Source organism: Lactobacillus amylovorus DSM 20531, from assembly GCF_002706375.1.
Classification (GTDB): Bacteria; Bacillota; Bacilli; order Lactobacillales; family Lactobacillaceae; genus Lactobacillus; species Lactobacillus amylovorus.
On sequence record NZ_CP017706.1, the window covers coordinates 1,670,823 to 1,693,519 of the forward strand.

General features: G+C 38.5%; 20 protein-coding genes, 1 pseudogene and 1 other annotated feature. Of the genes and pseudogenes, 12 read left to right on the top strand and 9 right to left on the bottom strand.

Annotated features, from left to right (window positions below; all coding sequences use genetic code 11):
* Positions 1-61: 61 nt before the first annotated feature.
* From LA20531_RS08610 to udk, 5 genes and pseudogenes are all read right to left on the bottom strand, one after another.
* Entirely contained in the window at positions 62-1,831 is a 1,770-nt protein-coding gene (locus LA20531_RS08610) for an IS1182 family transposase (RefSeq protein WP_099202338.1), read from the bottom strand.
* A 338-nt stretch (positions 1,832-2,169) separates the two neighbouring features.
* Positions 2,170-3,399 carry an IS110 family RNA-guided transposase gene (locus LA20531_RS08615; RefSeq protein ID WP_082588993.1) on the bottom strand — a complete coding sequence of 410 codons (1,230 nt, stop codon included), beginning with the start codon at positions 3,397-3,399 and terminating at the stop codon, positions 2,170-2,172.
* Between the two features lie 119 nt (positions 3,400-3,518).
* Positions 3,519-4,376 (bottom strand): IS982 family transposase, encoded by an 858-nt coding sequence (locus LA20531_RS08620; RefSeq protein ID WP_099202228.1) that lies wholly within the window; start codon positions 4,374-4,376, stop codon positions 3,519-3,521.
* Between the two features lie 241 nt (positions 4,377-4,617).
* A pseudogene (locus tag LA20531_RS08625) lies at positions 4,618-5,821 on the bottom strand (IS110 family RNA-guided transposase).
* A 476-nt stretch (positions 5,822-6,297) separates the two neighbouring features.
* Complete coding sequence (gene udk, locus LA20531_RS08630) at positions 6,298-6,963, bottom strand: uridine kinase (protein WP_375711699.1); 666 nt, start codon at positions 6,961-6,963, stop codon at positions 6,298-6,300.
* A gap of 129 nt (positions 6,964-7,092) precedes the next feature.
* Positions 7,093-7,334 (top strand) — a binding site (T-box leader).
* 240 nt (positions 7,335-7,574) lie between these two features.
* Here udk and LA20531_RS08635 point away from each other — a divergent pair.
* From LA20531_RS08635 to LA20531_RS08660, 6 genes are all read left to right on the top strand, one after another.
* On the top strand, positions 7,575-8,315 hold the full coding sequence (locus LA20531_RS08635; RefSeq protein ID WP_056939417.1) for an amino acid ABC transporter ATP-binding protein: 741 nt from the start codon (positions 7,575-7,577) through the stop codon (positions 8,313-8,315).
* Positions 8,316-8,326: 11 nt separating this feature from the next.
* Complete coding sequence (locus LA20531_RS08640; RefSeq protein WP_056939418.1) at positions 8,327-9,142, top strand: transporter substrate-binding domain-containing protein; 816 nt, start codon at positions 8,327-8,329, stop codon at positions 9,140-9,142.
* Positions 9,142-9,783: an amino acid ABC transporter permease gene (locus tag LA20531_RS08645; RefSeq protein WP_056939419.1), complete on the top strand. Its 642-nt coding sequence runs from the start codon at positions 9,142-9,144 to the stop codon at positions 9,781-9,783. The genes LA20531_RS08640 and LA20531_RS08645 overlap by 1 nt, the downstream gene beginning before the upstream one ends.
* 14 nt (positions 9,784-9,797) lie before the next feature.
* Positions 9,798-10,454 (top strand): amino acid ABC transporter permease, encoded by a 657-nt coding sequence (locus tag LA20531_RS08650; protein ID WP_056939420.1) that lies wholly within the window; start codon positions 9,798-9,800, stop codon positions 10,452-10,454.
* Between the two features lie 78 nt (positions 10,455-10,532).
* Positions 10,533-11,453 carry a DUF2974 domain-containing protein gene (locus tag LA20531_RS08655; RefSeq protein ID WP_056939421.1) on the top strand — a complete coding sequence of 307 codons (921 nt, stop codon included), beginning with the start codon at positions 10,533-10,535 and terminating at the stop codon, positions 11,451-11,453.
* Entirely contained in the window at positions 11,450-11,893 is a 444-nt protein-coding gene (locus tag LA20531_RS08660) for a hypothetical protein (protein ID WP_056939422.1), read from the top strand. Before LA20531_RS08655 ends, LA20531_RS08660 begins: the two co-directional genes overlap by 4 nt.
* A gap of 170 nt (positions 11,894-12,063) precedes the next feature.
* Here LA20531_RS08660 and LA20531_RS08665 read toward each other — a convergent pair whose 3' ends face one another.
* A complete protein-coding gene (locus LA20531_RS08665; RefSeq protein WP_056939423.1) occupies positions 12,064-13,368 on the bottom strand; it encodes an extracellular solute-binding protein in 1,305 nt (434 codons plus the stop codon).
* Positions 13,369-13,525: 157 nt separating this feature from the next.
* Here LA20531_RS08665 and LA20531_RS08670 point away from each other — a divergent pair, with 157 nt between their 5' ends.
* The 5 genes from LA20531_RS08670 (at position 13,526) to LA20531_RS08690 (ending at position 17,797) form a co-directional block, all read left to right on the top strand.
* Entirely contained in the window at positions 13,526-14,329 is an 804-nt protein-coding gene (locus LA20531_RS08670) for a DUF4931 domain-containing protein (RefSeq protein ID WP_056939424.1), read from the top strand.
* An 86-nt stretch (positions 14,330-14,415) separates the two neighbouring features.
* Entirely contained in the window at positions 14,416-15,342 is a 927-nt protein-coding gene (gene rbsK, locus LA20531_RS08675) for a ribokinase (RefSeq protein WP_056939425.1), read from the top strand.
* Positions 15,342-16,034, top strand: a complete 693-nt coding sequence (gene rpiA, locus LA20531_RS08680; RefSeq protein WP_056939426.1) for a ribose-5-phosphate isomerase RpiA — start codon at positions 15,342-15,344, stop codon at positions 16,032-16,034. The genes rbsK and rpiA overlap by 1 nt, the downstream gene beginning before the upstream one ends.
* Before the next feature lie 111 nt (positions 16,035-16,145).
* Positions 16,146-17,072, top strand: coding sequence for a nucleoside hydrolase (locus tag LA20531_RS08685; RefSeq protein ID WP_056939427.1), 927 nt, complete (start codon positions 16,146-16,148; stop codon positions 17,070-17,072).
* The gene (locus tag LA20531_RS08690; protein ID WP_056939428.1) at positions 17,072-17,797 is read left to right on the top strand and encodes a GntR family transcriptional regulator; all 726 of its coding nucleotides are present in this window, start codon (positions 17,072-17,074) and stop codon (positions 17,795-17,797) included. The genes LA20531_RS08685 and LA20531_RS08690 overlap by 1 nt, the downstream gene beginning before the upstream one ends.
* Positions 17,798-17,826: 29 nt before the next feature.
* Here the strand turns inward: LA20531_RS08690 and LA20531_RS08695 are convergent, their stop codons facing one another.
* The 3 genes from LA20531_RS08695 to LA20531_RS08705 form a co-directional block, all read right to left on the bottom strand.
* On the bottom strand, positions 17,827-18,645 hold the full coding sequence (locus tag LA20531_RS08695; protein WP_056939429.1) for a Cof-type HAD-IIB family hydrolase: 819 nt from the start codon (positions 18,643-18,645) through the stop codon (positions 17,827-17,829).
* 210 nt (positions 18,646-18,855) lie between these two features.
* On the bottom strand, positions 18,856-19,206 hold the full coding sequence (locus LA20531_RS08700; protein WP_056939430.1) for a bacteriocin immunity protein: 351 nt from the start codon (positions 19,204-19,206) through the stop codon (positions 18,856-18,858).
* A gap of 5 nt (positions 19,207-19,211) precedes the next feature.
* A complete protein-coding gene (locus tag LA20531_RS08705) occupies positions 19,212-19,976 on the bottom strand; it encodes a DeoR/GlpR family DNA-binding transcription regulator (RefSeq protein ID WP_056939431.1) in 765 nt (254 codons plus the stop codon).
* A 293-nt stretch (positions 19,977-20,269) separates the two neighbouring features.
* Between LA20531_RS08705 and LA20531_RS08710 the strand changes: the two genes are divergently transcribed.
* Positions 20,270-22,669 carry a phosphoketolase family protein gene (locus LA20531_RS08710; protein WP_056939432.1) on the top strand — a complete coding sequence of 800 codons (2,400 nt, stop codon included), beginning with the start codon at positions 20,270-20,272 and terminating at the stop codon, positions 22,667-22,669.
* The last annotated feature ends 28 nt before the right edge of the window (positions 22,670-22,697 follow it).

Here is a 22,697-nt window from a genome sequence, read left to right on the forward strand (position 1 = left end):
TTCAATACACCAAATGGCTATGCTAATGCTTACTACATTGCAACTGTCATTTATGTCATTGCTAGTGTCTTGCTTCTGGTCTTCTTTGCCAAGAAGCACAACAGAATTTTGGATGATGAAAAGAAATAATTGAAAGTGCAAAGTGTCTGGGAAGAAATTTGATTTTTAGCCCGGATATAAAAACACAGAAATTCATTATTTTTAGTGAATTCCTGTGTTTTTTGTTTTTGAAATGAAAATTCGAAGGCTTTACCTTCTTCTTGGCTCCATATTTTTTCAAATTCATCGTCATGAACATGATACCGACATCCGTTTCGACTTTCTTTTTGCCTCTTAAATGCGTTCTGCGCATACCAAATACACTCTTCATGTGCCCAAAAATTGGCTCCACATCTGACTTGCGACAGCCATAGATGCGTTTGCCTTCTTTGCTTTGAAGAGTCTCTTTTGCTTTTTCTTTTAAATACTGCCAGTTAGGATTGTAGTGAATCTGTCTTTGTCGACCTGTTTTGGTTTTAGCCAATTGGGTCAGTTCTTCAGTTAGCTGGAACTCGTCGGCTTCATAGATCTTAAAGTTTCTGACCATGCCAGTAGATCGATCTTTTCTTTGACTATAATATTTGAAGTTGAAGCGGACGCCTGATTTATCTACGTAATAGTCTTCTTCTTCGTTATAGTACCAGTTGTCGACCTTTGATGGATCTTTCTTATATTTTCGCGTTTGTTCTTTTTCGTATTGGGTATACGGAATCTGATAGTTCTTATCTGAATAATTCTCTTCCAGAATCGAGTAATTGTATTCACTGCCATAGCCCGCATCGGCCACAATATTTTGAAACTTATCGAGAATTCCTCTGGACTTCATTTGGTCTAGAAATGGTTCGAATGTTCTAAAGTCAGTCGGATTAGGAAACAGGGCAAAATCAACTATATATTGATTAGTAGTCGCTGCCTGAATATTGTAGCCTGGCTTTAGCTGCCCGTTTTTCATATGATCTTCTTTCATATGCATGAAGGTGGCATCATGATCTGTTTTAGAGTAGCTGTTACGGCCAGCAAAGATCTCTTCAGCTTCTTCGTACTTTTTAGCACGCGGAATAAAATCTTTTCTGAGTTTATGTGCGATCTTCTTTAATTCACGGCGCTTGGCCTTATTTTTTGATCCGCCTGGAATGGCTTTAGGTTCTCGATCAATTTTCTCGGTCAGCTTCTCAACTTCTTTTTCCGTTTCTTGAGCCAGAATCTCTAAGCCTTGACTAGTTTGGGCTTCTTCTTCGGCCATGGCTTTGACTACTTCTTTATTGATCAGTTCTTCATATAAAGCAGACACGTCTTCCTTTAACTTGGCATGATACTTCTCAATAGCTTTTCGCCAGACAAAAGTGTACCTGTTGGCGTCCGCTTCAATCTTAGTACCATCGATAAAAACTGCATTTTCACGGATTAATCCCTCATCTTCTAATAATGAAGTAAAGTAGACAAAGCACTGCTTAATTACCTTATTGGCATGGTCGCTTGATCTGAAATTATTGATCGTGTGATAAGAAATCTTTCTATTGTCAGCCAAAATCATCATGGGCAGATTCTCTTCTAGCATTCTTTCAATTTTTCTGCCTGAAAAAACTCTTCTAGAATAAGCAAAGAGTAAAATCTTAAGCATCATTGCCGGGTGATATGCAGGTCTGCCTGTATTAGAAGTGGTTTCTAAGATAACTTCGTTAGGAATAGAATCAACGAATTCACTGATAACACTGGCAATGTGATTTGCAGGGATAGAAAAATCTAAATTTAATGATAAAGTAGTTTGTCCTGTGATATAATTTTGATACATGTTTAAGCCCACTTTCTATTGTTTTTTTGTGGTGATTAAATAATATCAAGGAATGGGTTTAAAGTATACAAAAAGAGCGATGACTTCTTATGAAGTTCATCGCTTTTTTCATGGCCTGGAAATTAGTTTTTTCCCAGACACTTTTTCTACCTAAAATCAAGTATTATCAGTAATTTTCTTAATTAATTTATACTCTATTTAATTGGAATATTGGTACGAATAGAGTTAGATTAGTCAAAATAGAAAATATTGTAATATTAGAAAGTGACACAAATAAACCTATGAGTATTGTAGTTTCTTCATAGGTTGCTATACTAAAGATGATTATTTGATTTCAACTAAAGTTTTTGGTTTTGAGTGGCTATGTTGTAGTCATATAATTGATTATGTTTTATTAAAGCAAATAGCGTGCGTATTAGTTTATGCACGGATGCAATGGCAATCTTTTTGTAGCCTCGGCTATGAGAAGATTGCTTTTTCTTATCGTAATAATCAGTAATATGACAAGGACAAGTGGTTTTTACTGTCTCCATTTGAGTAATAACGCGATACAGTATCTTTCTGGCTATGTGATTACCATGTTTGGTAATACCCAGACGACTGTCTTTGTCACCAGATTGAGAACGGCCTGGATCAATACCAACAAAGGCATCAATTTGAGCTGAAGTATTGAAACGTCTTAAGTCCCCAAGTTCTGCGATTAATCTTAAGGCAGTAGTTCTAGCAATTCCAGGGATACTTAAATAAATCGTTAACGCACGTGCATTAACAACCTTAGTCAGCTTTTCCATATAATTAATAACCTGATCTCTTTCATTGCTTAAAGACAACAGATTAGAGATAGTGCGTTGAATAGCTCTCACTGTAATGCCATTTTTTCTATCGTAAGGATAAGCTTGTCTAGCGAAAGCATATAGTCTAGCAGTAAGATACTGTGCTCTTTGACGACCAATACCTGATATAGACAATAATCTTTGCTTGACTTGATCTTCATTCATATCCAGGACATATTGAGCATGCGGAAACAAGCTAACAATGGTCCAGTAAATTTTTCCAGAAGGGTTGGACAGTATGTGCTCTATTTGAGGAAAAGTTGATTGCAAGTTGCGGTGAAGTTGATTCTTATTAACGATCAAAGCTCTGGTAAGCTCTTCATAATAACGACTAGCTGCTTGAAGTTCGTGATATTCTCTAGATTGAGGAGCTTGAAGTTTTTGTGGTGAGCTAAATTGAATCAAGGCTAAATGATAAGCATCAAGCTTGTCAGTTTTATTATGTCTTAGATTGTTATCCATTAGCTTCTTAGCCTTCAGAGGATTAAGTTTTAAATATTTTATGTGGTAATCTTCTAAAAATGCCTGTAAGCTCAGTGAATATACACCGGTAGCTTCAAAAACCACTAAAGGAGTTATTAAGTATTGATTCAAATGATCTAGTAAATCTTGATAGCCAAATGAATCATTAGTGATAGTAAAAGTATTGCCTTGCTTAATACAATCAATGACTACACAGACAGTAGACGATCTACTGCTAACATCAATACCAAAGATAATATTTTGATTCATAATTCTAACCTCCGAGTGAAGATAAACAGCTTTATCAACCCTATTTGATTCCAATTTTTCTACCTAAAATCAAGTATTATCAGTAATTTTCTTAATTAATTTATATTCTATTACGCGTGGTGCTAGTTAAATCGTTCTAGACAATAAGCCAAATTATAAGCTAAAATTGCAATTTCCAACCGGCTTTGAAAGCCTATCAGACTACGTGCTCGATTGTTCTCGGCATTGTAATAGGTCAGAAGCGAAAAGTCGCTTTCAATTGTTCTGCGAATAGCCATCAATTGATGATCATTGTGCTTTTTAGCTCCTGTCATATTTTTACGATATGGTGTCCAAAGTTCGTAACCCATTTGTTTTAGCTGTTGATGCAGTTCTTTGCCTAAATAGCCTTCGTCGCCAAGAAGATAGTAATTAGATGGATGGGTATTTCCCATCAGTTCAACTGTCTCCCTGGCATCATGAACTGATGCCTTTGTTACGACATAATCAAGAATGTAACCGTCATCGCTAACAATGGCATGAACTTTGAAACCATAGAAGTAAATTTTCTTGGTGTCCTTATAACCAATGTTGGCATAACCGCGAAAAATTTTAGCACGATAGTTGCGAATTGGTTGGCAAACAGGTACCGGAAAGCTGTCAATGATCAAGAACTGTCCATTCAGGTCAACCTTTTTATTCATTTCTTGCCGTATCTGATAAATCAATTGCAATAGCTGACGTGAACGCCGATTAAAACGTGAGTGTGATAAACAATTGAAACATTCACAGAATCTTCTTTGTGATTCAATTCCTGTCTTAGCTTGCCAGATAAGTAAAGCCAAAATCAGACTGTCCGTAGTTTTAATTTGATCAATATTTCGCCGATGAGTAAACTCAGCCGGTGCATACAAACGATACCAGTGCCGACAAATTATCACTAAATCTTTAAAACTAACTTGTAAATGGTGGCTAAAACGCTTAAGCTTAAGGCAGTTCAATCAGATCAGACTCTTTTATTTTTGATACTACAACTTGAGTCTAGTCCGATTGGACTTTTTTATTAACTAAAACGATTTAACTAGCACCACGCGTATTCTATTTAATAAAAAGATGGTGCGAATAAAGCTGAAAAGATTAAATAAAAGTTTAGTGCATATTTATTAGGTAACACAAAGAAGCCTATGAATTCTTGTAGTTTTTTCATAGGTTGTTATACTGAAAGTGATTATTTGATTTCAACTAAAGTCTTTGATTCCTAGTGGCTACGTTGTAATCATATAATTGATTCTTTGTAACCAGTGCATACATGGTTCGAATTAGTTTATGTACTGATGCAATGGCAATCTTCTTGAAGCCGCGGCTTTGAGAAGATTTTTTTCTATCATAATAGTCAGTAATATGACAGGGCTGGGTAGTCTTTACTGATTCCATTTGACCGATACTTAAATACATGATCTTTCTGGCAATTGAATTGCCGTGTTTGGTAATACTTAAATGACTGTCTAATTCACCAGACTGATAGATGCCAGGATCAATGCCGATAAAAGCATCAATTTGGTTAGGACTGTCAAATCGTCTTAAATCACCTAATTCAGCCAATAATCTTAAGGCTGTTGTTTTGGCAATACCAGGAATGCTTTGATAAATGGTTAATATACGGGTATCAGCCTGATTTTTACTGGCTAATTTATACAGGTAGGCCAGTGCTTCCTTTTTCTCCTGATCAAGAGAAAAAAGACTGGCAATATTTCTTTGAATAGCACGGATAACAATACTATCCTTATTGTCATAGGCACAAGTTAATCGAGCCAAAGAGATTAAGCGTTGCGTAAGGTATTCGGCTTTTTTCTGGCTTAATCCCGATATAGTTTCTAATTCGCCCAAAATATGTTCCTTGTTACTATCTAAAACAGCTTGTGCATGCGGAAATAAGGCAACTACTGACCAATAAATTTTACCTGTAGGATGACACATGAGATTTTCAATTTGTGGGAAAGTTGTCTGCAGATTACGATGAAGCTGATTCTTGGCAACAACCATAGCTTTATTCAATTCTTCATAGTATCTGCTTGCATTTTGCATTTCATGGTATGCCCGAGACTGAGGCTTAAGTAGCTTCTGTGGAGCATTAAACTGTATCAGAGCTAGACGATAAGCGTCAACTTGATCGGTCTTATTATGACGAAGGTTATTATCCATCAGCTTTTTAGCTTTCAAAGGATTAAGCTTTAGATATTGAATATGCTTCTTCTCTAAAAAAGCCTGCAAGCTCAAAGAATATACTCCTGTTGATTCAAAGACTATCAAAGGAATGACAGAGTAAGACGTAATCTTTTATAAAGCTGCTGGAAGCCGACCATGTCATTGCTTATTTTAAATGTCTTACCCTGCCTAACTTTATCCATTAGAACGCAGACAGTAGAGTCTTACTGCTAACATCAATGCAACAATCACTTTACAATTTCCATGATTGAACCTCCAAAGTTTAAAGATAAATACCTTATCGAACTATTTAATTCTTATTTCTAAACCGGCATCAAGTGCTGCATACTTCGAAGAGACTTCTAAATAGTCGTAAAGCAGCCTGTTTCTAAACGACATTTTTGCCTTAATTAGATATGACTTTATGCTTATCTTCACTTTATTTTAGATAAAATAAAGTATTTGATTAAAGTTCCGTCGAACTTCAACCCATACTTAGGTTAGTATGTTTCTAAACACGGCATCCAAGTGCCTACAGACTTCGAAAAGACTTGTAAATAGGTGGTAAAGCAGTCCGTTTGTGTTACGACATCAAGTGTCTAAAAAACGCAAGACTTTGTTTGCTTTATCTTCACTTTTTATTCTAAACAAAATAAAAAGTGCCAGATCATGAATCCGTCGATTCATGATCCAACACTAGGTTAGTATGTTTATTTTCTATTGGTTCAAAACTGATTGAATCTTTGTAGTTAACATATCGATTGCTACGTCGTTTTCTCCACCTTCAGGAACAATGATGTCGGCGTAACGCTTAGTTGGTTCGATAAATTGGTTGTACATCGGCTTAACTGTGCCCAAGTATTGGTTGATAACTGAATCAAGTGAACGACCACGTTCCTTCATGTCACGTTCAAGACGACGGATAAAACGAATGTCGTCATCAGTATCAACGTAAACCTTGATATCCATTAAGTTACGGATGTCTTCGTTAAATAAAACCAAGATACCTTCTAGAATAATAATGTCGGCAGGTTCAACGTGAATGGTTTCATCGCTTCTTGTGTGAGCAGTGAAATCATAAGTTGGCATTTCAATTGGCTTTCTGTGCATCAATTGACTAAGTTGTGCCTCAAGTAATGGCATATCAAAAGCGTCAGGGTGATCGTAGTTGATCTTCATTCTTTCTTCCATTGATACGCCGGTGTTGTCCTTGTAGTATGAATCCTGCGTCATGATCATGATACGGTCATGGTCGGTATCATTAATGTTGTCTGCAATCTCGTGGGCAATGGTAGTTTTGCCACTTCCTGAACCACCAGCAATTCCGATAATAACGGGTTTTTCAAGTTTTCCCATGACAAACTCCTTTATTTTTCTATACATCATTAAATATTTTAAAGCATTTTCCGAATATTAACAGCAAAATTTTGCATTAAAAACGGATTCATTCTCAAATAAGCAAATATTGCTTGCTTTTTTGAGCAAAATACTGTTAAATACATATAAAGAAATTAAAAAGCTATGAAAAAGAAGAGTAGGTAATTCATTCTTCCAGTGAATTGGCGTTAGTGCGAAGCCAGTAGACCCTGAATTATTGAATAACACTTTTAGCAGCTCACCGAACTAACAATTCTTATAGTAGGTTGAGACGTCTCCGGTACGTTACCACGCCGGTAAAGCATGATTGTGCTTTATGAGGAGGTCTATTTTGATAGACAATTTGGGTGGTACCGCGGAAAGCTTTCGTCCCTATTGCAGGGAATGAGGGTTTTTTTTATACTCAAAAGAGCCATAGTCATTTCTTGGAACAAATTCGTAAAAAGCTAAATTGAGATTGCTTTCACTTGACAAACAGAAAGAAATATTGCCTAAAAGCGAATAAAAAAAGCAAATTTTACCGTAAATGTATCATTTTAGCTTGAATATAGGTTTAGTTTTGCCTTAAAAAAAGGTAGAATAAGATTATTACAAAAAATGGAGGAAGGATAGAAACCATGACAGCAATTATTGAATTTAAGCATGTTGAAAAATACTACGGAAAACTTCATGCATTGAAAGATATTAACTTGAAAATTGATGAAGGCCAAGTGGTTTCAATTATTGGTCCATCAGGCTCTGGTAAGAGTACTTTAATTAGAACAATGAACGGCTTAGAACCAATCAACAGTGGGCAACTTATTGTGACTGGTCATGACTTAGCCGATAAAAAGACAGACATTAACAAGATTCGTAAGAATGTCGGCATGGTGTTCCAACACTTCAATCTTTACAACAACCACACTGTGCTTGAAAATGTTATGCTCGCTCCTAAGATCGTTTTGAAGCGTCCTGACGGCGAAAACCGTAAGATCGCCATGCAATACCTTGAAAGAGTTGGTATGGCTGACAAGATCAATTCTTACCCACGTCAATTGTCAGGTGGTCAACAACAACGTGTTGCCATCGCTAGATCACTTGCCATGGACCCAAAGGTTATTTTGTTCGACGAACCAACTAGTGCCTTGGACCCAGAAATGATCGAAGATGTTCTTGAAGTTATGCGCTATGTTGCTGAACAAGGTATCACTATGGTTGTGGTTACTCACGAAATGGGCTTTGCTAGAAAAGTAAGTAATCGTTTGATCTTCTTTGATCAAGGTCACATTTTGGAAGACCGTGATCCAGGTGAATTCTTCGATCATCCAAATACTGAACGTGCACGTCAATTCTTAAGTAAGATTATTTCTAAAGACTAAGGTGGCGCGCCATGAAAAAATTAAGAAAATATCTTTTCTTACCTTTACTAGTGCTGCTGGCTTTCACTTTATCAGCCTGTGGCCATAAGGATCAGAATGTTTACCAAAAGGTAGAAGCAAATAAGCATATTGTTTGGGGCGTTAGAGCAGATACCAGATTGTTTGGTTTGACCAACGTTAAGACCGGTAAGATTGAAGGTTTTGAAATGGACCTGGCTAAGGCTATAACTAAGCAAATGTTAGGTAAAAAGGGTACTGCAAGTTTTGTTACTACTACTGCCAACACTAGAATTCCACTTCTTAAAAACGGTAACGTGGACGCGGTTTTAGCAACTATGACCATTACGCCAGAGCGTGCTAAACAAGTAACCTTCAGTAAGCCATACTTCCCAGCTGGTTCATCTTTGCTTGTACCCAACAATAGCAAAATTACCAACGTTAAAGATTTAAATAATAAAACTGTACTTGCCGTAAAAGGAACTACTGCAGTTGATGATGTGCATAAGTCAGCACCAAAGGCATGTGTGCTTCAATATGATGACTATGGTCAAGCGATGTCAGCACTTAAGGCTAACCAAGGTGTAGCTTTGACTACTGATAACGGTCTTCTTGCTGGTATCGCCCAAGAAAACAAGGGCTACAAGTTAGTCGGCGGTGTTTATAGTGATGCTCCTTATGGTATCGCTGTTGACAAGGGTCAAACCGACATGGCAAATCACATTGACAAGGCTCTTAAGCAGCTTCAAGCAAATGGTACTTACAACCGTTTGATCAAGAAGTGGTTCGCAGGAATTCCTGGTTTTAGTCTTAAGGGGGTATTGAAATAATGTGGCAAATTATTACCAATAACTGGGGCAGCTTTTTGACAGGTTTTTGGAACACTATTTTGTGTAGTGTTATCGCTCTAGTATTCAGTTTGATTTTGGGCGTGTTTTTCGCACTGCTTGAAGTAGCTCCGCCAAAGTTTGGTCGCGTGATCGCTAAGATTTATATCGCAATTTTCCGTAACATTCCATTGCTGGTTATCGTTATGATCTTCTACTTGATCGTTCCACGTTACATCGTTAAGTTGTCAGGTTTCCAAGCCGGAACAATCGGTTTAACGCTTTATACTTCAGCCTTTATCGCTGAAACGGTGCGTGCCGGTATTAACTCAATCGGTGAAGGTCAAATGGAAGGTGCTCGTTCAAACGGGATGACTTATACGCAAGCAATGCGTTACGTTATTTTGCCTCAAGCCATGAAGATCGTGATCCCACCACTTGGCAACCAGTTCGTTAACTTGGTTAAGAACTCTTCAGTTTTAGCCTTCGTTGCTGGTTTTGACTTGATGTATCAAGCACAGCTGATCGCATTTTCAACCTTCCAAACTATTGATACATATATTGTTGTAGGTCTTTTCTACTTGATCTTGACTTTGCCACTCAGCTACTACATGCGTCACCTAGAAAAGAAATTGGCTAAATAGGAAGGGGATAGAAAATGGAAACTTTTATTCATGCATATTCATGGGTCGATATCCGCTTCTTATTACAAGGTCTTTGGGTAACGATTTATGTATCACTTATTTCAATTGCGCTTAGTTTTGTAGTGGGTTTGATCTTAGGTTTGATCCGCTATATGAAGATTAAATATTTTTCAGCAATCGTCGGCTTTATCATCGATATTATCCGTAACTTACCATTGCTGCTTATCATCTTCTTTACCTACTTTGGTTTGCCACAATTAGGTATTGTCACAAATCCAACGTCGGCTTCGATTACGGCCTTGGTAATCTTCGAAGGTGCGATGTTAGCCGAAATCGTTCGTTCAGGTATTGGCTCAGTTTATCCAGGTCAAATGGAAGGTGCCCGTTCAAACGGTATGTCATACAGCCAAGCAATGTATCACGTTGTTATGCCACAAGCTTTGCACAACATGATTCCTGCACTTTTGTCACAGTTCGTATCACTAGTTAAGGATACTTCACTTGCAACGATCATCGTGTTGCCAGAACTTCTTTACCACGCACAAATCATCTACAGTCAAAACACGACTTACTTGATTCCGATGTACGTGATCATCGCTGTAATGTACTTCATCATCTGCTTCTGCTTATCACAAGTGGCCAACTACTTACAAAAGAAGTACAACAATTAGTGGTTATAATCTTATTCAAAAAAACTAACTCATGCTACTATGGTGGTAAGGGTTAGTTTTTTTAGTAGGAAAAATATTATGGGCGTAAATGAACGATTAACCGACCGTGAACGGGTTGAATTAACTAAAAAATCTTATGAACATTTGCAACTAGGCGATAATATTACGATTGGTCCGTATGATATTGGTACAGTTTGCCGGGTTGAACACGCTAAAGATGGGATGAGTGCGTTTGTGATTAGTAGTCCCAGTGAAATCACGATTTTGTTTAAGGGATCTTACGGTATTAAAAAAGGTACATCGCAGACTTGGCGTGATGAATGGTTTAAAACGAATATCCCTATTTTGAGGGCGATGCTATCACAGGAAAGACGCATTCCGAGTCAGTTAAAGACGGCAAGCACGTTTTTGAACCACGTGATTAATCAATTTAGAGGAAGCAGATTCTATATTTATGGGCATTCCTTGGGTTCAATTAATGCGCAGTTTGCTTTGGCTAATTGCAGTCATACGGAGGCGATAGCGGCAGCTTATTTGTATGAAGGTACCAATATTTGGTTGCTTCTTACACCAAAGGAGAGAAGACGTGTAGCACAGATGCGTGAGCGGATTTTTAACTACGTGGATATTTATGATCCGGTGACTTTGGGTATTACGGAAACGCACCATATGGTTGGTAAATTATGCTATGTCGATAGTGAGCCAATGCAGCCGATTAAGCAGCACATGTGGGGCGGATACCAGTTTAATCCAGATGGCAGCTTGAAGTTGCGTAAGATTGACCAGGCGTTTTTGGCAGAAAGCCGTAGTGAGCATAAGCTGCTTAGCCGGTCGGGTGAATTGACGGACTTTATCGAAAAGATCAGTTCTAGTGATGAGATTAAGAAAATGGCAACGGAGAAGATAGATGAGCTGACTAAGCGTTATCCAGATCATAAGAGTTTGGTGAAGTTGGCTGAACTATTTAAGAATGAATTGTTAAAGGATGAAGATAAGTGAAACTAGATGAATTAGCAGCAAAGCAAGTAATTAATGATGAAGTGATTGATCATTTCGATGAAGATTTTTATGGCGACTTCTATGATTTCTTTGTGAACTTTATGAAGTTTAAGGAATTGACGGGGCAAATGAAGAAGAACCCTGATGAGGCGGAGTTTGTCTTTTATTTGAAGAACGATGATGATCATTATGGCTATAAGTTGGTTTTTGATCATGATTTACGGTTTTTGCCCGAGGAGTCTGATATTAGTGCTGCAGTGCTTGGAGCAGAGTCGGTGGAAGATTTTGAGAAGAGTAGGGATGCAGTGATTGAGGAGTTTGCGCGGAAGTTTAGTGCGGAGAATCAGCATGATTTGATTCAGAATTTTAATGTGGAGATTGGTAAGCTCTTTGATCAGTATGATTTGGGTAAGGATAATACTTGCTATGTGTTGAGGTAGAAAATATTTCCCAGTAGTGGGAATTTTGCAGACTAAATTGGGATTTAATGGTTTAATTTAAAGTGGGCTTTGAGTGAATAATTCAGAGTCCGACATTCTGACCACATAAAAAAGGGCATCCCTTCTTTCCTTTGGGGGATGTCCTTTTAATTATCTAAATTAGTCTATCTTTATTGCTTCCAAGAAGCGTCAAGCTTGGCCTTACCAGCCTTAATATCACTGGTCCAGTTTTGACCCTTGCTTGCCTTAGCTAAGATATTTTGCATATTTACATTAACTTGGTCATATGCAGTAATTGAGTTCTTAGTTACAGGTAAGAAGTAAAGCTTCTTTGAAGTTTTAGACAAAATTGCAGGGATCTTGCTGTTCTTAGCTTGTTGGTAAGCTGAGTCGTTCAAAGCAGCAGTGTTAACTGGCATGTAACCAGTTTGCTTTGCCCAGTAAAGTTGTGATGACTTAGAAGTTAAAAACTTAAGGTACTTGAATGCGACAGCCTTTTGCATTGCGCTAGCCTTCTTGAACATGTAGATGTCAGTACCTTGTTGTACGTTCATTTGACTTGGACGAGCAGCTACACCGTAAACGTAGCCCTTCTTAAGTCCTTGCTTAAGGTAAGCTTCGTTAGCAGTAGAACCGATGAACATGGCAACTTGACCATTGTTGAATGGAGTTGACATGTACTTTTGTGTACCAGCTTGCATGAAGTAACCAGCCTTAACGCCATTTGCGTAGTAGTTGATAGCCTTGACAGAATCCTTAGCTGCAAAGTTCAAGTTCTTGTTGAAGTCCTTGCCGTAAGTTTCCTTCATTTGCATCATGTAGTAGTTGTTAAGTGCGTCGAAGCCCATACCGCGTACCTTGTGGTGACTCTTACGGTAAATTTCAGCAGATGCACTAGCAAGTTGACTCATGTTGCTTGGTACCTTTACGCCATATTTATCAAGCAAAGTCTTGTTGTAGAAAAGTACTTCAACAGACTTGTTAAATGGTACACCGTATTGAGTACCGCCAATGTTGGCACCATCCCAAAGTGCCTTCTTAATCCCACTGTTCTTGTATGAGCCCCAGCCGACTGACTTGTTGTTAACGTATGGAGTTAAGTTAACAAGCATGTTGTTCTTAGCCGCATTGTAAAGCCAACCTGGGTAAGCTTGCGTAATAGTTGGCAAGTCCTTTGGTGATTGTAAACCTGACACAAGCTTTGCTTGCAAGTCAGAGTAGTTACCACCTTGGCTTTGCAACTTAATGGTGATGTTAGGGTTCTTCTTTTCAAAGTCCTTAGTTAACTTTTTTAAAGCACTTTGTGAAGTACCAGTTAATGAATACCAGAAGTTAACAGTAGTCTTCTTGCTGATTTTAGTAGGGATCTTTGCAGAAGAACTTGAACTAGAATTATTATTGTTTGAACATGCACTAAGGCCAACTAGGCCAAGTGCTGCTGCACTTACGAGTGCGAGTTTTTTGTAGAATTTCATTCTCTTTTTGCCTCTCAATATTTCTTTTCTTCAAGTAGAAGTTTAACATAATTATACGTACTATTCATAGACAAATTTAATATAATGTTCTTAAATTGATAATAGAGAAAATAGATATCAAGATGAGATTTAGTAGTTGGTTTAGCAGGTGAGAATTATGGATAAAAACCCTTTAGTTTATGAATATTCAATCGGTAAGCGTAAGCCTTATGACTACGACTACGGCAATCGTCAAGGTAACCAAAGCGCTGGCTGTCCCTTCTGTGATGTACGTCATTTAGTTAATATTTTCGATAAAGATGGTGACAAGATCTGGCTGAAAAACAAGTACCCAACTTTGAAGGATACCGATCAAACAATTTTAATTGAATCAAGCGACCACCAAGGTGATATTTCAACTTATACGCGTGAAGACAATAAAGAATTGATGAAGTTTGCCTTGAAATGTTTCCAAAAGATGTACAATTCAGGCAGATACAAGAGTGTGTTATGGTACAAGAACTTCGGCCCCAAATCCGACGGTTCTTTGACTCACCCACACATGCAGATCGTTGGGCTTTACCACAAAGATGGTTATAATGACATTGAGCCTGATAACTTTAAAGGCTTTGAGGTGGGCAAGTCCGGTTCAGTTGAAATGAATTTATCCGCTTATCCTGTGCAAGGCTACCAAGAAGTGAACATTTTGACAAAGGACAACACTAACTTGGATACCTGGGCTGACTTGATTCAAAAGGGTACGCAATATGTTCGTTCAGTTTTGTCACACGGTGTGGATTCCTACAACTTGTTCTTCTACCCAATCAATGACGGCGAAGGTACCTGCTGCAAGATTATTCCTCGTTTCTATGCTTCACCATATTTTGTTGGCTACAAGATTTCGCAAGTCGACGATTCCGATACTTTAAAGTGGGAAGCCGAACGTCTCAAGGGCTTTGTAAACGGCGGTATTTTACATTAGGATTTCAAAAAACGCATTCGAAATACTGAATGCGTTTTTTTGTTATAATTAGAAAGGATTAAATACATTTCTAAGAAGGGATGCTCATGAAGAAGATTGTAGTTATTGGATCAAGCAATGTTGATACCACATTGCATGTAAAGGATTTCCCAAAACCTGGTGAAACGATTAATGCCACAGATGTTACTACTGCTGGTGGTGGTAAGGGTGCTAACCAAGCCATTGCTGCAGCTAAGAGTGGCGCAGAGACTTACTTTATTAACCGTGTAGGTGAAGACAGCGATGGTGGCTACATTACCCACCAATTGAAGAGCTACGGTGTCGACACTACTTATGTTCAAACCACGATGGGTGCCAAGACTGGCCATGCTTACATTACTTTAAATGAAGCTGGTCAAAACGATATTATTATCGACCACGGTGCCAACTATGAATTGACCGTTGAAGATCTTAAGGCCGCTAGCGATTTGATTAATAATTGGGACTGCATTATTGCTCAATTTGAAACGCCAATTGATGTTACTACTTCAGTTTTCAAGATGGCTAAAAATGCAGGCAAGGTTACTATTTTGAATCCTGCTCCTGCAATTGATAAGATTCCAGCAGACTTATTGAAATATACTGATATCATCATGCCTAATGAAACTGAAAGTGCTAAGATCACAGGTATTCCAATTAAAGATAATTCTACTTTGGCTACTAACGCTGAAAAATTGCACTTGCTTGGCGTAAAGAACGTCATTATTACTTATGGTGATAAAGGTGCATATATTTCTACACCAGATGTTGAAACATTAGTACCGGCTTACAAGGTAGATGCTACCGATACTACTGGTGCCGGTGACACCTTTATCGGTTACTTTGCAAGTAACTTGAATGCCGATATGTCTAACTTTGAAGAAGCTGCTAAGATTGCTAGCCGTGCTTCATCAATTGCTGTGCAACGTTTGGGTGCACAACCATCAATTCCTACTGAACAAGAAGTAAAGCAAGCAATGGAGGATGAGGAATAATGGATAAGACTGAGCAAGATCGTTTGAAAAAAGAAGTTGCCGAAAAAGCAGCCGACATGGTAAAGAGCGGGATGATCTTAGGTGTTGGTACTGGATCTACTGTCGCATTTTTCATTGATGCTTTGGGCAAACGCAAGGATGAAGATGGCTTAAAACTTAAGGCCATTGTTACTACCAGTAACAGAAGTAAGAAGCAACTTGAAGGCTTAGGCTTTAAAGTTAGTGAACTTGCGGACATCGATCAAGCCGATTTGACTGTTGATGGCTCAGACCGTGTTGCCGACAACCTTGATGGTATCAAGGGCGGTGGCGGTGCTTTAACCCTTGAAAAGAACGTTGCCATCAACTCAAAGAAGATCGTTTGGATCGTTGATGAATCTAAGTTGGTTCACCGTTTGAGCGGATTCCCTCTTCCTGTTGAAGTATTACCAATCTCTTGTGAGCAAAACTTCAGACGCTTTGAACAAGAAGGCTTGAAGCCACAATGGCGTATGGATGGTGACAAGCGTTACATCACTCACTATGGCAACTACATCATTGATTTAGCAGTTGATCCAATTCCTGCCCCTCATGGTTTAGCAGACTACCTTGATCATACTGTTGGTGTAGTTGAACATGGTTTGTTCCTTGATATGTGTGATGAAGTAATTATTGCTCACAGCGATGGTACGATCGAAGATAAGAAAAGATAAATACTAAATAATCTTGAATAAAGAAAAAGTGGTTTGGATCGAACCACTTTTTTTATTGGTCGTTTTCTTGTATCATTAAGTTACTTACAACGCTTAGAAAGGGCAATTTTTATGACCAAAAAACCTTTAATTATTAGTACCGATCCAGGAATCGATGACATCGTAGCTATGACCATCAGTCTTTTTGCAGACGAACTCGATGTCAGAATGATCGTTCCCACTTGGGGCAACGTGGCGCTTGAATACACTTTGCAAAATGCACTCGATTTAGAAAAATTCTTGCACACTAAGGTTCCTGTCGTTGTCGGTGCTAATCAACCACTTGTGGCACCAAAGATTAGTGCGGCATCAGTTCATGGGAAAACTGGAATTGCCGGTTACGAATTTGAAAAGGCAGATAGAAGTTTGATCAAGCCAGGTCTTGCCGCAACTTTAATGGCTGAGGAAATTAAGAATAGTCCAGAAAAGGTAACTTTGCTCGGCATTGGACCTTTGACTGATTTTGCTTTGCTTTTTAAGCAATACCCTGAAGTAAAGGACAACGTTGAGCAAATCGTGATCATGGGTGGAAACATTGGCCGTGGTAATCACAGTCCACTTGCTGAATACAATATTGCGGGTGATCCAGAAGCTGCACAAGTGGTATTCCACAGCGGTTTGCCAATTAAGGTTGCCCCACTTGAAATTGGTAACAAGGCGCACCTTTTGCCAGATCAAATGGCCAAGGTGAAGGAATGCGGTGAAGTTGGCGATATGCTTTACGCACTCTTTTCACACATTCATGAACCAGATGGCGATCCCCGCATCAAGATTTATGACCCAACTGCAGTGGGCATTTTGCTTCATCCCGAAATGTTTACGATGAAAAAAGCCAACGTTGAAATTGAACTTCGCGGCCAATTTACTTACGGAGCAAGTGTTATTAACTTTATGGATCAAGAGCATGCAAATGCGGAAATTGCAACTGATGTTGATTTAGAGAAATTTGCAAAATGGTTTATCGATAGTATTGAAAAAGCTGATCAAGGAAGAGAATAATGGCGAATTACGTTTATCGGACAATAATGCAGGATATAAAACAGAATATTTTAAATAATAAATATGATGGGATGCGGATTCCCGATGAGCGTAGTTTAGCAGAACGCTATGGCGTTAGTCGGTCATCGATGAAGCGAGCCTTGGAACTTTTGGCTCAACAAGGAATCGTCTTTAAAAAGCGAGGCAGTGGTACCTTTATCAATCCGCTTTATTTAAAGAACCAAGCGATGTTCCGTTATGATGGTTCGAACTTGGGGATCACTGACAGTTTTAAGGTGCCTGGTAAAAAGCAACAGATTAAGTTGCTCGATTTTCATGTGATTAACGCGACCAAAGAAATTGCGGAAGATCTGTTTATCAATGAAAATGACTTTGTGTATGAATTCAAGCGTCTGCGTCTTTTAGATGAGCAGCCATTTTTGATAGAAACTGGCTATTTGCCAATCAAGATTATGCCGGAGCTGAAGCCAGAGACTTTGCAAAGTTCACTTTTTAATTATTTGGAAGATGAGCAAAATAAAACTGTTACTAAGGCATTTTTGAATATCACGGTTGAACCATCAAGTAAGACAGACCAAGAACAATTGCGTTTGAAGGCCACAGAGCCGGTGGGTGTGATGGAAGGTATCTTCTTTTTAGATGATGGTACGCCATTTGAAGTTTCAAATATGCGTGTTCATTACCACTACATGAATTTCAATACTTTTGTAAATTTGGGTAAATAAAAAAGTTGAGCAAAATTGCTCAACTTTTTTTAGTTATTCAAGTAATTATCAAGCACTTCCAAAACACCATCATCGTTGTTAGAAGGAGCTTCATATTTAGCGATCTTCTTAATTTCCGGATCACCGTTTGCCATTGCGTAGCTGTATCCAGCAAGTTTAAGCATTTCTGTATCGTTCAAGCCATCACCAAAGGCAATCAATTCGCTTGGCTTAGCGCCAAAGTAGCGTAAGAAGTATTGCAATGCGCTACCTTTGTTTACGCTGTAAGGCACGATATCGAGCAAGCCGAAACCACTTGAAGTACAGTGGACTTTTTCTGCGTGGTGCTTGTTAAATTCTCTTTCAAGTTCTGCCGAGAAGTCTTTTTTATAGCTCAAAGTAATCTTGGTAACTTGACCATTAGGCGAAACGGTTGAAAGTAGGTCATTAACTTCAACACATTCTGGATAGTAGAAGCTCATTTTTTGCTTAAAGTCAGGGGATGCATTAACTGTTGTGTATGAATTATCAACACCAGTAACAATAACTGAACTTTCTGGATAATGTTCTTGGATGAAGTGAATTAAATCAACTGTTGTCTTATAAGTAAGCAGATGAGTGCTGATAATGTTGTTGTCTTGCAATAAAAGCGAGCCATTATCTGCGATCATGTCGATTCTAGTTAAAAAGCTTGCGAAATCTTCACGCAGTCTGGTATAAGGACGACCACTTGAAACGATAAAGTGGCCACCTTGATCTCTTAACTGGTTTAGAATGCGGTCAAATCTTTTGTGATCAAAAGTTTGATTATCGCGCATGAAAGTACCGTCCATATCGACAGCAACAACTTTGAAGGGAAGTTTATTCATATATATTCGTCCTTTGTAAAAAATCTATATCTTTTGAATCTTATTATAAAGCAAAACTTTAGCTAATTCGATTTAAAAATTAAGCGCTATCAATTTCTAAAAGAAAAAATCTCGAAATTCACATAAGAACCTCGAGATTTTTTAGTCTGCCCGATCGTTTATTGGGGGATTCATCTTTTTGATCTAGGGCAGAGCTGATTTCTATAAATCTTAAACGAATTGCTCGGCAGAATCAATCGGACTTAAATAAACGTAAGAAAGATTTACATATTTTGTAGATTCCGTTAATTTTTTCATGATTGCTTCTTGTTCGCTGCTTAAACGCAAGTGACGTGAAGCAACTCTGGCTTGAATGTACATCACTAATTTGCCGGTGTATTCAAGCGGGTGATCGTTTTCGTCGAATTTATTAATTACGAGACCGATTACGTCTCTGATTTGACGATAGCGATCAATATTCATTTCATTATAAATATTGCTGAAAAAACTGTTGTAAAATTTCTTGAGTTCTTGATAAATTTCTTTTGTGTTGGGTTGGCTTGATTTAAAGAGACTGAACATAATAATTACTCCTTTAATACTGGTATGATTTGCGTTCTTGAATTGAAATGCTGCTTAACTTCATCAGATAAAGGCGTGTCGGTAATTAAGACATCGACCTTATCTAATGGAATTGACATGTACGGAGAAGTAGAATGATTCGTGAATTTGTACTTTTCAGCCACCAAGACGATTTGTTTTGCTCGACTAGCTGTTGCACGTACAATTTCGGCATCCGCCATTGATGATGTATAAACGCCATCGGCGTCAACTTTAGAACCACCAATAAAAGCAGTGTTGAAACGAATTTTTCTAATTGTCTCAAGGGCAGCCTCTGAATAAATGTAGCGCTGTTGTTTATTAATCACGCCGCCCAGAAGTCTAACGGATGGAAATTCACTAGTCAGTAAACTCAAAGCATTATCGATTGAATTGGTTACTACTTGGATATCCATCCCGTTAAGCATGGGACAAAGCTGCTTGAGCGTGGTAGAAGGACCGATAAAATCACATTGACCAGGATGGATGAACCTTTTTGCCATCTTGGCCATTTTTAATTTCACGGGAGATTGAACTTGATTTCTAGCTAGAAAATCAGGTACGTCATTTTGACTAATTTCCATCATCCCACCGTGGATTCTGACTGCTTGACCTGTAGTGGCTAAGTGAATTACATCTCGGCGAGCCGTATCAAAAGATACACCGAACTTTTTAGCGATTTCTTTAGTTGATACTTGGTGTTCTTTTTTGAGCATCTTTTTTATTTGAACTAATCTTTCTTCTTGAATCATTTCGTATCTCCATAAAGTAAGTTAACATGACTGACTAAAATTGTAATTGTTTAATCAGCATTTTATATTTGTTTATCAGCGTTTGTCAGCATTCAATAGCTGAAACACTTATATTAAATGATGAAAATGCTGCTATTGCAAGCTTTATGGCGTATTGATTTAAATCTAAAGACTTATTTAAAATGGTGGGGTCCAATTTGTAAATTAGTTGATATTTATTAGAAAATTGGTATTATGGAGATATAAAGAAAAAGATCAATCAAGAGTAATTTAATGTGCTCAAAGGAGATAAAATGACAGTTAATTATGATTCAAAAGATTACTTAAAGAGCGTCGACGCATACTGGCGCGCTGCCAATTATTTATCAGTTGGACAATTATTCTTAATGAAGAATCCACTACTTAAGAAACCTTTGACAGCTGAAGATGTTAAGCCAAAGCCAATTGGTCACTGGGGTACCATTGCTCCACAAAACTTTATTTATGCTCACTTAAACCGTGTCCTTAAGAAATACAATTTGGACATGTTCTACATTGAAGGTTCAGGTCACGGTGGCCAAGTAATGGTTTCTAACTCATACCTTGATGGTTCATACACTGAACGCTATCCAGAAATTACCCAAGATGAAAAGGGTATGGCTAAGTTGTTCAAGCGTTTCAGTTTTCCAGGTGGTGTAGCTTCTCACGCTGCTCCTGAAACTCCAGGATCAATCCACGAAGGTGGGGAATTAGGTTACTCACTTTCACACGGTGTCGGTGCTATTTTAGATAACCCAGATGTCATTGCTGCCGTTGAAATCGGTGATGGTGAAGCTGAAACTGGCCCACTTGCAGCAAGTTGGTTCAGTGACAAGTTCATCAACCCAATTAAAGATGGTGCTGTTTTACCGATCCTTCAAATCAATGGCTTCAAGATTTCTAACCCAACTATCGTTTCACGCATGAGTGATGAAGAATTAACCGAATACTTCCATGGTATGGGTTGGGATCCACACTTTGTTTCAGTATTTAAGGGTGGCCGTTTCGATGGTGAAAAGGATCCAATGCAAGTCCACGAAGAAATGGCTAAGACCATGGACGAAGTAATCGAAGAAATCAAGGCCATTCAAAAGCATGCTCGTGAAAATAACGATGCAAGTTTGCCACACTGGCCATTGATCATCTTCCAATGCCCAAAGGGTTGGACTGGTCCAAAGAAGGATCTTGATGGTAACCCAATTGAAAACTCATTTAGAGCACACCAAATTCCAATTCCTGTCTCACAAGGTGATATGAAGCATGCCGACATGTTGACTGATTGGCTTGAAAGCTACAAGCCTGAAGAATTATTCAACGAAGATGGCTCACCTAAGGAAATTGTTACTGAAAACACTGCTGAAGGCGACCACCGTATGGCAATGAACCCAATCACTAATGGTGGTAAGGATCCTAAGCGTTTGAACTTGCCAGACTACCGCGACTTTGCTCTTAAGTTTGACAAGCCAGGTTCAATGGAAGCTCAAGACATGGTTGAATGGGCTAAATACTTAGATAAAGTTGCTAAGCTTAACCCAACCACTTTCCGCGGCTTTGGTCCTGATGAATCTAAGTCAAACCGTTTGTTCCAACTTTTGGATAATCAAAAGCGTCAATGGGAACCAGAAATCCACGAACCAAATGATGAAAACTTGGCTCCAAGTGGTCGTGTGATCGATTCACAATTATCAGAACACCAAGATGAAGGCTTCCTTGAAGGCTACGTATTAACTGGTCGTCATGGCTTCTTCGCAACTTACGAAGCATTTGGTCGTGTAGTAGACTCAATGCTTACACAACACATGAAGTGGCTTAGAAAAGCTAAGGAACAATACTGGCGTCATGATTACCCATCACTTAACTTTGTTGCTACCTCAACTGTGTTCCAACAAGACCACAACGGTTACACTCACCAAGATCCAGGTATTTTGACTCACTTATACGAAAAGAATCGTCCAGATTTGATTCATGAATACTTGCCATCAGATACTAACACTTTGCTTGCTGTTGGTGACAAGGCCTTTAAGGATCGTGAATGCATCAACGTTTTGGTAACTTCAAAGCAACCTCGTCCACAATGGTTCTCAATTGAAGAAGCTCAAAAGTTGGTTGACAAGGGCTTAGGCTACATTGACTGGGCTTCAACTGATAAGGGTGCAAAGCCAGATGTTGTCTTTGCTTCAACTGAAACTGAACCAACTATCGAAACTTTGGCAGCCATTGACATTTTGCACGACAAGTTCCCAGATCTTAAGATCCGTTACATCAACGTTGTCGACGTGATGAAGTTAATGTCATCAAAGGACAACAAGAATGCTATTTCTGATGAAGAATTTGACCGCTTATTCCCAAAGGATGTTCCAGTAATCTTTGCATGGCATGGCTACAAGAGCATGATGCAATCAATCTGGTTCGACCGTAAGCGTTACAACGTTCACATCCACTGCTACGAAGAAAATGGTGACATTACCACTCCATTTGACATGCGTGTCTTGAATCACCTTGACAGATTCGACCTTGCAAAGGACGCTGTTGAAAGCGTTGCTAAGTTAAAGGGTAAGAACGCTGACTTCATTAGTCACATGGATAATTTACTTGAAAAGCACCACCAATACATTCGTGATAATGGTAAGGATATGCCAGAAGTTACCGAATGGAAATGGAAGGGCTTGAAGTAATTTCTAAATAAGAATAAATTAGACCTAT